Origin of the sequence: Xanthomonas hortorum (assembly GCF_040279205.1) — a bacterium.
In the GTDB taxonomy this organism is placed as follows: domain Bacteria; phylum Pseudomonadota; class Gammaproteobacteria; order Xanthomonadales; family Xanthomonadaceae; genus Xanthomonas; species Xanthomonas hortorum_F.
Genome location: NZ_JBEOLS010000086.1, coordinates 1 through 13,735, shown reverse-complemented (window position 1 = coordinate 13,735; position 13,735 = coordinate 1). Strand labels below are relative to the sequence as shown.

Here is a 13,735-nt window from a genome sequence, read left to right as displayed (position 1 = left end):
GACCAACTTTCTGGTGCGGTGTCCTCGCCGATTGCGGGACCGTGTGGCGGCATGGATGCCGCCACCGAGCCTACATGGATGTACTTGCGGCGTGTCCCGCGAGCGGCGAGGGCACCGCGCACTCGACTAACCAAGTTTTGCCTGCAGCTAAACGACGCGGCGACTCGATAACGCGGTTGTCCTGAAGTGATTGGTCAGCGTGGATAGATCAGTTGTAGAGCGGTTGATCTGCGGCTTGGCTGCAGGGCCCTTGCCCGCCCACCATCGCAGGACACGCCGCAAGTACGTCCGTGTAGGCTCTTATGCGGCATCCATGCCGCATAAGGTCCCGCGACGGTGGGCGGGCAAGGACCAGTCGAGATGGTTGGTGTGCATGTTGCAAGCAATGCATCATGTGCGTTGTTCGGATAACGCTGCAGCCGATCAGCTTTGCAACGCAAAACGCAATGCGATCAACAGGCAGGCTTTCATCAAACGACCGACCAACTTTCTGGTGCGGTGTCCTCGCCGATTGCGGGACCGTGTGGCGGCATGGATGCCGCCACCGAGCCTACATGGATGTACTTGCGGCGTGTCCCGCGAGCGGCGAGGGCACCGCGCACTCGACCAACGCAGCTTGAGATCAGCCTCATAGCGCTAAGAACGGACTACGCGGCCGCCAGATTGCTGCGGCCGTGCTCGGTGCGGCATGTACCACGCCTACACTCCGTTTCCTCCGCGCCGTCCACACCCGCCTGGCGATCGCTCGCTACGTTCTGTTAGCCGTTCTAAATCGAGCCAAGCACTTCGTGCACCGCCTCAGCGCGGTTCGGCCACGATCAACCAGTTGTTGAACGGCGTATTGCCATACAACGGCGCAAACGTCGCGCGCAGACCTGCGGCATCCAACTGCGCCTGCAGGCTTTCGCGGGTAGGGTAGCTGCGCGGCATGCGCTGCATCCAGCCGCTTAGATGCGCCAGCACGTCGGTGACACGGCTGGTGCGGCCACGGCTGCTGGCATCGCCCAAGGCACTGCGGATCACCAGTTTCGCGCCCGGCGTGAGCATCTGCGCCACGCTGCGCAGCAGGTTGGCCTGCATGTCGTCCTGCAGATACTGCAGCACATCCAGGATGGTCACGCTGCCGCGGTGTTGCGGCCATGCCACGCTCAGATCGACCACGGCGAACTGCGTATTGCCCAGTGCCGAGCGCTGCGCGATGTGTTGCGCGCGGCGGATCTTGGACGCATCCACATCCACCCCGTGATACGCCAGTGCCTGGCCATCGGCACGCAATGCATGCGCGAGCAGGCCCAGGCCGCAGCCCAGATCCAGTACCGGCGCGTTGGTGCTGCGCAGTTCGGCCAGCACGCCCGGATACAGCGGATCGGTGCGCAGCTTGGCCTGCGTGTAGTAGTAGTCGTAGCGATTGCCCAGCGGATGCGGCGGCAGAAACGCGCGCGCGATCGCCAGCGCCTGCGCGCGGCTCATGGGTTGGGTGGCGGTGGTCTGCAATGTCGTTCCTTGGCAGTGAGCGTGTTGCGCGGCTAGCTTAGGGCATCGCGCGCCGCAGGCAGTGCCAATGCGGTCCAGCGCGCATACATCGCGCCAGAGGGATGCAGGCCATCGTCGACCAGCATGTCTGCCGCATCGCCGCCCTCGCGGCTGGTTGCGGTGATGTCGACAAAGCGTACGGCACGTTTGGCGCAGAGATCGGAGGCGACGCTGTTGAAGGCATCGATCTGCGCGGCGATCAGCGCCGCATCGGCACCCTGCGCATGCGCAAACGGCGTCAGCCCCCAATCGGGAATCGACAGCACGAACACGTGCGCTGCACGACCGCCCGCGAACCCGATCGCACGCTGCAACAGCGCATCGAACTGGCTGCGGTACTCGTCCAGCGAGCGCCCGCGGTATTGGTTGTTGACGCCGATCAGCAGGCTCACCAGGTGGAACGACCCCTGCGGTGCGGCTGTATCGATGCCGGCCTGCAGCTCGTCGGTGGTCCAGCCGGTGGTGGCGATGATCTGCGGCGGCGTCACGTTCCAGCCGTAGGCACGCAAACCTTCGACCAATTGCACCGGCCAGCGCTGCGCAGCCGCAACGCCTTCGCCGATGGTGTAGGAATCGCCGAGCGCCAGATAGCGCAACGGCGTACCAAGCGCCGCCATCAGGCCACGCTGCGCGACTTGAGCGGCACGACCTTGGTGACTGCTTCGGCGCGCCGCGCCAGGGCACGGTCGATACGCGCGAACACATCGCGCATCACCGCCGCTTCCGGCATCAGGGTCACGCGGAAGTGGTGGCGGTAGGGCACGTTGAAGCTGGAACCCGGCACCACCAACACGCCTTCCTCGTTCATCAGCTCGAGCGCGAATTCGTGGTCATCGAAATTACGCGCGGCGGGACCTACCACCGCCGGGAACGCGTACAGCGCACCGGCCGGCGCCACCAGCGACAAGTGCTCGCTGGCTGCACAGGCCTCGATCACCGCACGGCGGGTTTCGTACAAACGCCCACCCGGCGCGCACAGCGCTGAAATGGTGTCCGGACCGTTCACTGCCGCATCGATGGCGTACTGGCCCGGCACGTTGGCGCACAAGCGCAAGGCGCCAAGCAGGTCCATCGCGTTGCGCAGATCGCTGATGCGCGATTGCTCGCCCGACAGCAGCCCCCAACCCACGCGCCAGCCACACGCACGGTGCACCTTGCTTAGCCCGCCGAAAGTGATGCATGGGTGCGCACCGGCCAATGGCGCGACCGGCACGAAGGCGGCATCGTCGTACAGCACCTGGTCGTAGATTTCATCGACCATCAGCAACAGGTTGTGCTTGGTGGCAATCGCCACGATGCGCTCCAGCAACTCGCGCGAATAACTGGCGCCGCTGGGGTTGTTCGGATTGATCAGCACGATGGCGCGGGTGCGCGAAGACACCAGCGTCTCGATCTCGACCGGGTCCGGCTGGAAGCCGTTTTCCGGCGCGCAGCGGTAATACACCGGGCGGCCATCGTTGAGGATGGTCGCCGCCGACCACAGCGGGTAGTCGGGCGAGGGCACCAGTACTTCGTCGCCGGGATTGAGCAGGGCACGCAGCGACAGATCGATCAACTCGCTGACGCCGTTGCCGATGAAGATGCGGTCAGGATGCGCATCCGGATGGTGGCGCCGCGCATACGCCTTGGCGATCGCCTCGCGCGCTTCCGGCAGGCCCTGCTGATGGGTGTAGGGATCGGTGCGGCCCATGTCGTCGGCGATCGCGCGCTGCAGATGCTCCGGCGCACGGAACCCGAACGCGCCTGGATTACCGATATTGAGCTTGATCAGCTTGCGGCCCTGCGCCTCCAGCTCCCGCGCTCGTCGCGCCAGCTCGCCTCGGATTTCGTAGCGGACTTCGGACAGACGCTCGCGGATGGCGAGCGGCTTTTGCAGGGCTGTGGACATACGGCAGGCCGGTTGTAGGCGTGAGGCTTGGCATGGTAGCGGAAATATGACAGACGGGCATGCTTGCATCGGCAACGATGTCAAGGGGCGCTTCAGGCCTGACACAGTGCCCGATTGCACAAGCCGCTGCGGCCAGCCAGCTAGAATCGCCCCATGAGCAACGCACCCCCCGATTACCCCACCCTCCAATCCATCGGCTGGCCCTGGCCTGGCCCTGCCGAGGACCCGGCCTGGCAGGCGATCTTTTCCGCCCATCCGCAGGCGCTGCCGGCGCGGGTGGTGGAGCAGCATCGCACCGGCTATGTGGTGGCCGATACGCCGGAGGCCAGTCTCAAGGCAGAGTCGTTGCCGGAGTGGCAGCGGCCGCGGTTTCCCAGCCATGAGCGGGCGGCGGTGGGCGATTGGGTGCTGATGGAGGGCAAGCGCATCGTGGCGTTGCTGCCGCGGCGCACTTCGATCAAGCGCGGTGCGGCCGGCGAGCATTACCACCAGCAGGTGATCGCGGCCAACATCGATACGGTGTTCATCGTGTGCGGGCTGGATGCGGACTTCAATCCGCGCCGCATCGAGCGCTATCTGTTGCTGGTCGGCGGCGGTGGTGCCGAGCCGGTGGTGGTGCTGACCAAGGCCGATCAGACCGAATACGCTGAGGATGCGTTGGCGGTGCTGGAGGAACTGGAAGCGCAGAACATCGCGTTGCGTGCGGTCAATGCGAAGGATCCCGAGAGCGTGGCTGCGCTGCGGCCGTGGCTGGGCGATGGCCGCACCGCCGTGCTGGTGGGCTCGTCGGGCGCCGGCAAGTCAACGCTGACCAACACCTTGCTCGGCACGGAACGAATGAAGACCAATGCGGTGCGCGAGAACGATTCGCGCGGCCGGCATACCACCACGCACCGTGCATTGATTCCGTTGCCGTCCGGTGCCTGCCTGATCGATACGCCCGGCATGCGCGAGCTCAAGCCCACCGGCGAAGAGGACCTGGCCGAGGGCGGTTTCTCGGATGTGGAGGCGTTGGCAGCGCAATGCCGCTTCAACGATTGCGCGCATATCGCCGAGCCCGGCTGCGCGGTGCGTGCGGCGATCGAGGCCGATACGCTGGATCCGGAGCGCGTTGCCAACTACATGAAGCTGCGTGTGGAAGTGGCCGCTGCGGCCGAAAAGCTCGCCACGCGCCTGGCGCAGAACAACCGGGGCAAGGGCTCGGGCCGGCGGCCTGCCAGCGTCGATCGCACCGGGCGCCGCTGAAATGCCGCTGCGCAAGGCGCCGCTGGACATCGTCCATCATGCGGCGCTGGATGTGCGCCTGGTCAAGGCGGTGCGCGGCGTGCGCTTGTTGGCCCTTGCCAGCTGGCCGCGCTCGTTGCAAGAGCCGTTTCTGCAGAGCGTGGCGCGTGGTCAGCCGGAGCTGCCGCAGGTGGAGTATCCGGCGCTGGATTTCAGCGAGACCCGGCGCGAATTGGCGGCCATTGCCAAGGCCGCCGATCCGCATCATCCGCTGGGCGCGTATCTGATCGACTCGGCGCACAGCTGGAGTCTGGCTGCCGGCCTGCTGGAGTCGCTGGGCACCACCGCGGTCAGCGATTACTCGGCGCAACTGTTTGGTGTGCCCGACGACCCGATGCCGGGCAACGGCCCGACTACACGCGAGGCGGCGCGACATTTCATCCAGATTGCGCAGGAACTGGACCGCGAACTGCTGGCGCCCGAAGAACAGGTGCCGGTGTCGGCGACGGCCTTGCGCATGCAGCTGCAGAACGATCTGGATGCGTTCTTCGAAGGCCGCGTCATCACGGTCACGCTGGACCCGGATCTGCTCGCCAAGGCGGCCGCCGGTGCGCATCGCATCCGCTTGCGCAGCGGTGCGACGTTCAGCGATTACGACCGCGCGCAGTTGTTCCATCACGAAGCGCTGGTGCATTCGCTCACCGCGCTCAATGGGCGCGCGCAGGTGCATCTGCCCAGCCTGGGCATCTCTTCGCCGCGCACTACGGCCACCCAGGAAGGGCTGGCCACGTTCGCCGAGCAGATCACCGGTAGCATCGATATCGAGCGCATGAAGCGCATCAGCCTGCGCATCGAGGCGATTGCGATGGCGCGCTCGGGCGCGGACTTCATCGAGGTGTTCCGCTATTTCACCAGCAGCGGGCAGAGCGCAACCGAAAGTTTTTCCTCGGCGCAACGCGTGTTCCGCGGGGTGCCCACCGCAGGCGGCGGCGCCTTCACCAAGGACACGGTGTATCTGCGTGGTTTGGTCGCGGTGCACACGTTCTTCCGGCATTCCCTGCAGCGCGACCAGCTGCAGCTGTGCCGGTACCTGTTCGCCGGCAAGATGGCGCTGGGTGATGTGGCGCGCTTTGCGCCCTTGTTCGACAGCGGCGTGCTGGTTGCACCGCGCTGGCTGCCGCCGTGGGTGAGCCGGGTCAGCGGGCTGGCCGGCATGCTGGCGTTTTCGTTGTTCGCCAATCGCATCCGCATGGATCAGCTGCAGCCGCCAGCGATGAATGTCTGAGCATCGTTACGACAGGGTGCGACCACTTGCCGGGTAGCTGCGAACACGCACCGCGATTTTAGAGCAGCTGAAACAACGACTGCGTTCACCGTCAGGCGGTCGCGGCCAATGCTCGGAATCGGCATAGCCACTCGTACACTCTGGTTCCTCCGTGCCGTCTGCACCACCTGTGGACTGCTCGCTACGTTTTGTTAGCCGCTCTTGGTAGTCGCGCGTCCCGTGCGGATGCAGCGGGCCTCGCGATCGTGTGGCCTGTTGCAAGTGGCGCTGAACCGTATGCATCGCGGCGACACGTTCTACACGATGTTGCAACGGGCTGATCCACACACTGGTCGCCTCGCCCGAGATGGGCAACGACACGAGGCAATGCGATGAAAATCCTGATGGTGCTCACCTCCCACGACCAACTCGGCGATACCGGCAAGAAAACCGGCTTCTGGCTAGAAGAATTCGCCGCGCCGTACTACGTGTTCAAGGATGCCGGCGCCGACATCACCCTGGTCTCGCCCAAGGGCGGCCAGCCGCCGCTGGATCCCAAGAGCGACGAGCCCGACGCACAGACCGATGCCACCAAGCGCTTCAAGCAGGACGCCGACGCGCAGCAGGCATTGGCCAGCACGCACCGTCTGGCGGACGTCAAGGCTGAGGACTTCGATGCAGTGTTCTATCCGGGCGGCCACGGACCGTTGTGGGATCTGGCCGAAGACGCCAAGTCCATCGCCTTGATCGAAGCCTTCGCCGCTGCCGACAAACCGCATGCCCTGGTCTGCCACGCGCCGGGCGTACTGCGTCGGGTCAAGGGCAGCGATGGCAAGCCGCTGGTCAATGGCCGCCGCGTCACCGGCTTTACCAATGGCGAAGAAGAGGGCGTTGGCCTGACCAAGATCGTGCCGTTCCTGGTCGAAGACGTGCTGACCGAACTCGGCGGACGTTACGAGAAGGGCGCCGACTGGGGCGTGCATGTGGTGACCGATGGCACGCTGGTGACCGGGCAGAATCCGGCCTCGTCCGAAAAGGCCGCCGAGACGTTGCTCGAGCTGTTGAAGCGCTGATTTTGCGGTTGTCGTATGGTCGTGCATCGACCGCCGGAGGAAGCCGCCCCTTTTGATTTGGAGCAGCTGACAAAACGTAGCGATTAGTCGTCAGGTGGGTACGGACGGGGCGAAGGAGCGGGCATGTACGAGTTGTACATGCCGATGCCGAGCCCCGGCCGCACCCACCTGACGGTGAGAGCAGTAGTTTTATAGCTGCTCTTAGTCGTGCGTTTTCAGAATGCCGCAGCTTCAGAATGCCGCAGCATCCGAAAGCTCAACGCAGTCCAGTGCTCGCAACCAAGCGCACCGACCATCTCGACTGGCCCTTGCCCGCCCACCGTCGCGGGACCTTACGCGGCATGGATGCCGCGTAAGAGCCTACACGGACGTACTTGCGGCGTGTCCCGCGATGGTGGGCGGGCAAGGACCCTGCAGCCAGGCCACAGATCGTCCGCTCTGGCAGATCATCCGCTCTGAAGTGCACTTCAGAACTGCCCATACCATTCAGGCACTACGCTCCAACCAGCGCACCGCATAAGCCGGCAGCACCAGCCGCATGTCATCGCTCAGCGATTCGACCGATGCGTCGCTATCATCAGCCAGCAACGTCCATCGACCATCCCCGATCGCAGCAAGCTCCACCGTCAGCGGCTGATCGCCGAAGTTGTGGACGGCCAGGAAGTCATCGCCACGCGTCAACGCAAACAGTCGCGGATCGCCCAGCGCCACACTGCCCAACGCCTGATCGGCTGCCAAAGCAGGAAGCGCAGCACGTTGCCGGATCAATGCACGTAACCGGCGATACACCTTTCCGCTCAAACTATTCGCAGTCTCACGTTGAGCAGCAACCTGCCAATCCATCGCCGGACGATGCAGCCAGCGGCCTTCGTGCTGACGGAGCGGGTCGCCGCGATAACTGATGTCGTTAGGCAGGGCGAGTTCGTCGCCCATATAGATCAACGGCACACCCGGCATTGCAAGCGCGATCGCATAGAGCAGTACCAACCGATCCACCGCAGTGTCCAATGCCACCGCATCGCCTGCCTCCTGTGCCGCCTGAATGCCCGCAAGCGCAGCGGCCATGCCGTTGGTGCCATGCACGCCGTCGCCACTGCTCTGGAAGCTCTCGCCGCGCGCGTAGCTGCCCGGCACATCGTTGGCATAGAAGCGCGTGACATCGCGTAACGCAAACGGTGGCTGCTCGGCATTGCCGGCCGCTTCATGCTGCAGCACGTTCCAGCCGATATCGTCGTGGCAGCGCACATAGCTCAGCCACGCGCAGTTGTGCGGCAACGGCGGACTATGCGCGATGACGGTATGCAGAATGTCGCCGCGTTGCAGCGCCAAGGCCGACCAGCCGGCTGCCATCAGCGTGCTGTGATACGCGAGATGGCACTCGTGTCCCTGATCCGCACCTGTGCCGAAATACGGCGGCAGCTGCGTCATCGGCACAATGGCTTCGGCCTTCATTACCACCGAGGGCGCCACGATATCGGTGACCGCGCGTAGCGCCACCAGCAAGGTGTGCGCCTCGGGTTGATTCATGCAGTCGGTGCCGGTGCGCTTCCACAAATATGCCGTGGAATCCAGCCGAAATGCTTCCACGCCCAGATTGGCCAGCTGCAGCATCGCCAGCGCCATCTCGCCGAACACCGCCGGGTTGCTCCAGTTCAAATCCCATTGATAGGGATAGAAGGTGGTCCACATCCACTGCGCATTGTCGTCCACCCAGGTGAAGTTGCCGGGTGCGGTATGCGGGAAGACCTGCCCCAGCGTGGCTTCGTACTGATCGGGCAACGTGCGGTCTGCAAAGTGATGGTAGTAATCGAGATAGCGTGCGTCGCCTGCGCGCGCGGCCTGTGCCCAGGCGTGATCGTCGGCGGTATGGTTGAGCACGAAATCCGCGCACAGACTGATGCCGGCCTCGCGCAGGCGCGTGGTGAGTGCGATGAGGTCGTCGTTGTTGCCCAGGCTTGGTTCGACCTGGCCGTAATCGCTGACCGCAAAGCGGCCATCGTTATCGCCGGCACGCGCGCGCAGGAATGGCAACAAGTGTAGATAGCGCACGCCCAGTTCCTGCAGATACGGCACGCGTTCGGCCACGCCTTGCAAGGTGCCGGCGAAGCGGTCCACGTAGGCGCTGTAGCCCAGCATGTGTTGCTCGCCGAACCAGCCGGGTTGCCGCGCCGTGTCGAGTTGTTGCAGCGCCTGCGGGCGTTGTTGCGCGTCATGACCAAGCGCGCCCAGCCACTGCGTCAGCCACGACGCATAGTCGAGGCGCTGCCCATACAAGCCATGCAACGCGTCCAGCAGACGCGGCGCATGTCGGTCGAAGCGCGGCAACAGCGCATTCGCACGCTGCGCATCCAACGGCGCAGCAAAGGCTGCGCGCACTACAGTGAAATCGATGGAGGAAGTGCTCATTGGCAAGCGCCGGCCTGGAGCGGCAACGAAATCTGGCGAGCGTCCGCCTTGGCGGTGGCGCAGTCAGTGTGCTGGTCGCGCTCAGGCTTGGCGAGGGGTCCTTAGAAGTCGTAGCGCAAGCTGATGCTGGTGGTGCGGCCGGCGATCGAGCGTGCGCGGATGATGCCGTTGGCGGGAATCGTGGCTTCCTCGGCTTCGGTCAGGCCAAACGTGTTGAACAGGTTGTTGACGTTGAGCGCCACAGTGAGCGCATCGGTCACGCGGTAATCGCCGAACAGGTTCACCTGCGTATAGCCGGGCATCTTCAGCTGGTTGGAATCCTGGGTGTAGGCATCGGTGGTGCCGATCAGGTTCACGCCGAACTGATAGCCGTCGCCGCGATAGCTGGGCGTCAGCTGCCAGACAACATCGGCCTGGCGGCGCGGTACGTTGCCGGTGTTTTCCGGGGTGATCTGGTCCCTGGAGATTTCCGCATCGGTCCAGGTCAGGCCGCCGTTGACGGTGAAACCTTCGTAACGGTAGCTGGCTTCCAGCTCCACGCCGTGTGCCTTGTAACTGCGGTTGAAGAAGCGCTGGCTGGTGACTTCGAAGTTCTGTTCCTGGGTACGTGCGGAGAACGCGGTCGCAAACAGGCTCAGCCCGTCGCGGCGCCACTTCAAACCGGCTTCGGTCTGGCGGACCACGTTGACGCCTTCGTCGGAAGACACCGAGCCGTCGTCGCGGATCACGCCGAACAACAGGCGGTCGGCATTGGCGCGTGCGCCGCGGCTGATGCGCGCGAATGCGCCCAGGTCGTCGTTGATCAGATAATTGCTGCCCAACGAATACGACAGGTAATTCCAGTCGTAATCCACGGGCCGCGCGTTGGCGGTATCGACCGTGGCCACGCGTTGTTCCACCGGCTGGATCACGCCATCGCCGTTGACGTCCAGGTTCTGTGCGATCGCGGTACCGGAATAGCTGCCGCGTGCATCACCCATGTCGTAACGCAGGCTGCCGTCGATGCTGAGCTTGCCACTGTCGAAGGTGAGCGCCACGTAGGGTGCGTTGACGTCGTAGCGCACGTCGTAGCTGCGGGTGTTGCAGCAATCGCCCCAGAACGGCACGCCGTAGGCGTACAAACCGTTTTGCGAGCGCGACACGCCGCCGGCATCGACCACGTTGAGCAGGCGCGAGTCGCGGCCCAGGGTCTGCACGTAGGAGTTCCAGGTCCAGTCCATGTCGATGGTCTGGCGCGAGCTGTAATAGCCCATGCGCAGGGTGAGCGTGCGGTCATCGCCGTCGAACGCGCGCGAGACGCTGAGGTCGTTGGTGACGTTGCCCAGGTCGTTGATCGCCACGTTGAATAGATGCGTGCGGATTGCGTTGCCGGTGTAGGCCTGGCCGGCGTCGGGGCCGCTGGCCTGCACCAGTTGCGCGCCAGCGCCGCCGATGGAAGAGGCGAGCGAGGCGGCATCGGTGACTTCGGCCGGGAACGGGCTGACGAAGCGGCCGCTGTTGTCGGCGATGCGGAATTTCTCGCTCAGGTTCCAGCCGTTGCCCAGGTCGAACCAGGCTTCGGCGCCGATGGTGCGCGAGATCGGATGCATGCCGTCGCCCAGGTCGGTGCGGCGCGGCTGGTTGTTGCCATCCAGGCCCACATCGCTGCGGAAATTGCGGCTATACAAGGTGTCATTGCCGGGGTCGAAGCCAGCGAAGCCGCCCAGGTCCGGCGAGCCGTCGCGGCCGCGCACGGAGGTGGGCACCGGCAGATAGCCGGCGGCGCGGTCGTTGAGGTATTTGCCGTACACACGCACGTAGCCGTTCTCGAACAGGCGGGTGAGGTTGGCCTTGAGCTGGCCACCCTTTTCGGTGGTGTAACCGGCGTCGCGCACGCCATCGCCCTGGCGGAAGAAGCCGCCGATATTGAACTGCCAATGCTCGGCAAACGGTGCGCCGTAGTTGAAGTCCACGCGCGTGCTGTCGTAATCCACGCCGCGGCTCACGCCGACGCTGCCGCCTTCGGTGTCGCCGGTCTTGCTGATGAAGTTGATGATGCCGCCGGGCGCGTTACTGGTGAACGTCGAGGCCGAACCGCCGCGGATCGCTTCGATGCGGTCCATCGTGAAATCCGAACGCAGGAAGATATCCGAGTTGCCGAAGGCGATATCGCCGAACTCCATCACCGGCAAACCGTCTTCCTGCAATTGCAGGAACTTGGCGCCGCCCGAAGCGACGGGGAGGCCGCGCACGGCGATATTGGCGTTGCCTTCGCCACCGCTGGATTCGGAGCGGATACCTGGAATGTTGCGGAAAATTTCAGCAGTGCTGCGCGGCGCCGATTGCTCGATCGCCTCGGCCCCCACGGTGCTGACCGACACGCTCGATTTCAACTTGGTGGTGGCCGTGGAGGTGCCGGTGACGAACACCGAATCCAGATTGACCGCGGCGCTGTCGGCAGCCGGCGGGGTGGTGGTTGCGCTGGTGGCGTCCTGCGCCAGCGCGGCAGGCGCGCACAGGCAGGAGGCGACCGCGCAGGCCAGGGCATGCAGGCGAAGGGTGTGCAAAGTGGACATCGCGGTTCTCTCTCTCACGGATGGTGGTGTGCCGATATCTGCATCGTCCCCTCCCAGGGAGTGGCCGTGTGGCCTGCAGTGCGAGCGCAGTAATACGCTGCAATACAATCGATTGCAATCCTGCATTGCAGCAATTCAATGCATGCGGGAAAGACACAATCTTCAAAGCGAAAGCGTGTTGCATCGCAGCGTTACAATCGATTGCATAAGCGTCAGCGTACAGTGCGCTGCGGCCACCGATCGCCGCACCCAAGCTCAGGATCTTGTATGTCGTCGAACGCTCCACCGCTTTCCTTCCTGCGCATCCTGGCGCTCAACGCCGGCTTTTTTGGCGTGCAATACAGCTTCGGGTTGCAGCAGAGCAATATGAGCCCGATCTACAACTATCTGGGTGCCGACCACGCCAGCCTGCCGTACCTGTGGCTGGCCGGGCCGATTACCGGGCTGGTGCTGCAGCCGTTCGTGGGCGCGTGGAGCGACCGCTCGGTGACCCGCTGGGGCCGGCGCATGCCGTACATGGTGCTGGGCGCGCTGGTGTGCAGCCTGTGCCTGCTGGCGATGCCGTTCAGTACCGCGTTGTGGATGGCGGTGTGCCTGCTGTGGATCCTGGATGCGGCCAACAACGTGGCGATGGAACCGTACCGTGCCCTGGTCAGCGATGTGCTGGCGCCGCCGCAGCGGCCGCTTGGCTATCTCACCCAGAGTGCATTCACCGGTCTTGCGCAGACGCTGGCGTATCTCACCCCACCGTTGCTGGTGTGGCTGGGCATGAATCAGGACGCCGCCAATGCGCACCATATTCCCTACGTCACCATCGCCGCATTCGTGATTGGCGCGGGATTTTCTGCCGCCTCGATCCTGCTCACCGCGCGCAGCGTGCGCGAGCCGGCGATTGCGCCGGCCGAGATTGCCCGCATGCGCCAGACCGGTGCAGGGCTGGGCGCGACGGTGCGCGAAATCTACGGTGCCTTGCGTGCGATGCCGCCCACCATGCGCCAGCTCGCACCGGTGATGCTGTTCCAGTGGTACGGGATTTTTTGCTACTGGCAATACATCGTGCTGTCGTTGTCCACCACGTTGTTCGGCACCACCGAAGCCAACTCGCACGGCTTCCGCGAGGCGGGGTTGGTCAACGGGCAGATCGGCGGGTTCTACAATTTCATCGCCTTTCTGGCCGCGTTTGCGATGGTGCCGGTGGTGCGCCGCTTCGGCCCGAAATACACGCATGCAGCCTGTCTGGTCGCGGCCGGTATCGGTATGTGGATGTTGCCGGGCATCCAGGACCGCTGGCTGATGCTGCTGCCGATGATCGGCATTGGCCTGGCCTGGGCCAGCATGATGGGCAACCCGTATCTGATGCTGGCCGACAGCATCCCGCCCGAGCGCACCGGCGTGTACATGGGCCTGTTCAATTTGTTCATCGTGCTGCCGATGCTGATCCAGATCGTCACCTTGCCGCTGTATTACGAGCGGCTGTTGCATGGTGACCCGCGCAACGTGATCCGTCTTGCCGGTGCGCTGATGCTGGCCGCGGCGATCGCGATGCTATGCGTGCGTGTCCGCAAGCCCAAGGCGGTGGCGGCTTAGAGCGGCTGACAAAACGACTTCACGCCGGTCTACTGCAGGCCGGCTGATCTGCTGCCTGGCTGCGGGGCCCTTGCCCGCCCACCATCGCGGGACACGCTGCAAGTACGTCCTTGTAAGCTCTTACGCGGCATCCATGCCGCGTAAGGTCCCGCGACGGTGGGCGGGCAAGGACCAGTCGAGATAGTCGGTGTGCAGGGTTTTAAAA

General features: G+C 64.4%; 9 protein-coding genes and 3 other RNA genes. 6 read left to right on the top strand and 6 right to left on the bottom strand.

The genetic code is table 11. The features are described 5' to 3' along the window. Positions 1-688: 688 nt before the first annotated feature. Positions 689-764, top strand: a non-coding RNA gene (locus tag ABS769_RS21205) — sX9 sRNA. Between the two features lie 34 nt (positions 765-798). Here the strand turns inward: ABS769_RS21205 and ABS769_RS21200 are convergent. The 3 genes from ABS769_RS21200 to ABS769_RS21190 are packed head-to-tail and all read right to left on the bottom strand — an operon-like array spanning position 799 to position 3,421. Next, positions 799-1,470, bottom strand: coding sequence for a methyltransferase domain-containing protein (locus ABS769_RS21200; RefSeq protein ID WP_115039073.1), 672 nt, complete (start codon positions 1,468-1,470; stop codon positions 799-801). A 56-nt stretch (positions 1,471-1,526) separates the two neighbouring features. Continuing rightward, positions 1,527-2,150, bottom strand: a complete 624-nt coding sequence (locus tag ABS769_RS21195) for an SGNH/GDSL hydrolase family protein (RefSeq protein ID WP_317061190.1) — start codon at positions 2,148-2,150, stop codon at positions 1,527-1,529. After that, positions 2,150-3,421, bottom strand: a complete 1,272-nt coding sequence (locus tag ABS769_RS21190) for a pyridoxal phosphate-dependent aminotransferase (protein ID WP_317061189.1) — start codon at positions 3,419-3,421, stop codon at positions 2,150-2,152. The genes ABS769_RS21195 and ABS769_RS21190 overlap by 1 nt, the downstream gene beginning before the upstream one ends. A 153-nt stretch (positions 3,422-3,574) precedes the next feature. Here ABS769_RS21190 and rsgA point away from each other — a divergent pair, with 153 nt between their 5' ends. From rsgA to ABS769_RS21170, 4 genes are all read left to right on the top strand, one after another. Beyond that, on the top strand, positions 3,575-4,666 hold the full coding sequence (gene rsgA / locus ABS769_RS21185) for a ribosome small subunit-dependent GTPase A (RefSeq protein WP_317061188.1): 1,092 nt from the start codon (positions 3,575-3,577) through the stop codon (positions 4,664-4,666). A gap of 1 nt (position 4,667) precedes the next feature. Then, positions 4,668-5,930 carry a flavohemoglobin expression-modulating QEGLA motif protein gene (locus ABS769_RS21180; RefSeq protein ID WP_317061187.1) on the top strand — a complete coding sequence of 421 codons (1,263 nt, stop codon included), beginning with the start codon at positions 4,668-4,670 and terminating at the stop codon, positions 5,928-5,930. 123 nt (positions 5,931-6,053) lie between these two features. Then, a non-coding RNA gene (locus tag ABS769_RS21175) (sX9 sRNA) lies at positions 6,054-6,127 on the top strand. A 174-nt stretch (positions 6,128-6,301) separates the two neighbouring features. Continuing rightward, positions 6,302-6,982 (top strand): type 1 glutamine amidotransferase domain-containing protein, encoded by a 681-nt coding sequence (locus ABS769_RS21170; protein ID WP_317061186.1) that lies wholly within the window; start codon positions 6,302-6,304, stop codon positions 6,980-6,982. A gap of 64 nt (positions 6,983-7,046) precedes the next feature. Here ABS769_RS21170 and ABS769_RS21165 read toward each other — a convergent pair. The 3 genes from ABS769_RS21165 to ABS769_RS21155 all read right to left on the bottom strand — a co-directional run bounded on the left by ABS769_RS21165 (position 7,047) and on the right by ABS769_RS21155 (position 11,943). After that, positions 7,047-7,122: non-coding RNA, sX9 sRNA (locus ABS769_RS21165), on the bottom strand. A 346-nt stretch (positions 7,123-7,468) separates the two neighbouring features. Further along, entirely contained in the window at positions 7,469-9,388 is a 1,920-nt protein-coding gene (locus tag ABS769_RS21160) for an amylosucrase (protein WP_317061185.1), read from the bottom strand. 101 nt (positions 9,389-9,489) lie between these two features. Further along, complete coding sequence (locus tag ABS769_RS21155; RefSeq protein ID WP_317061184.1) at positions 9,490-11,943, bottom strand: TonB-dependent receptor; 2,454 nt, start codon at positions 11,941-11,943, stop codon at positions 9,490-9,492. Between the two features lie 267 nt (positions 11,944-12,210). Here ABS769_RS21155 and ABS769_RS21150 point away from each other — a divergent pair, with 267 nt between their 5' ends. Beyond that, positions 12,211-13,530, top strand: a complete 1,320-nt coding sequence (locus ABS769_RS21150) for an MFS transporter (protein ID WP_317061183.1) — start codon at positions 12,211-12,213, stop codon at positions 13,528-13,530. The last annotated feature ends 205 nt before the right edge of the window (positions 13,531-13,735 follow it).

What these genes read in the sequence shown, in the direction of transcription:
- ABS769_RS21200 (WP_115039073.1), bottom strand. Translation starts at nt 1,470, where the DNA reads ATGAGCCGCGCGCAGGCGCTGGCGATCGCGCGCGCGTTTCTGCCGCCG.
- ABS769_RS21195 (WP_317061190.1), bottom strand. Translation starts at nt 2,150, where the DNA reads ATGGCGGCGCTTGGTACGCCGTTGCGCTATCTGGCGCTCGGCGATTCC.
- ABS769_RS21190 (WP_317061189.1), bottom strand. Translation starts at nt 3,421, where the DNA reads ATGTCCACAGCCCTGCAAAAGCCGCTCGCCATCCGCGAGCGTCTGTCC.
- rsgA (WP_317061188.1), top strand. Translation starts at nt 3,575, where the DNA reads ATGAGCAACGCACCCCCCGATTACCCCACCCTCCAATCCATCGGCTGG.
- ABS769_RS21180 (WP_317061187.1), top strand. Translation starts at nt 4,668, where the DNA reads ATGCCGCTGCGCAAGGCGCCGCTGGACATCGTCCATCATGCGGCGCTG.
- ABS769_RS21170 (WP_317061186.1), top strand. Translation starts at nt 6,302, where the DNA reads ATGAAAATCCTGATGGTGCTCACCTCCCACGACCAACTCGGCGATACC.
- ABS769_RS21160 (WP_317061185.1), bottom strand. Translation starts at nt 9,388, where the DNA reads ATGAGCACTTCCTCCATCGATTTCACTGTAGTGCGCGCAGCCTTTGCT.
- ABS769_RS21155 (WP_317061184.1), bottom strand. Translation starts at nt 11,943, where the DNA reads ATGTCCACTTTGCACACCCTTCGCCTGCATGCCCTGGCCTGCGCGGTC.
- ABS769_RS21150 (WP_317061183.1), top strand. Translation starts at nt 12,211, where the DNA reads ATGTCGTCGAACGCTCCACCGCTTTCCTTCCTGCGCATCCTGGCGCTC.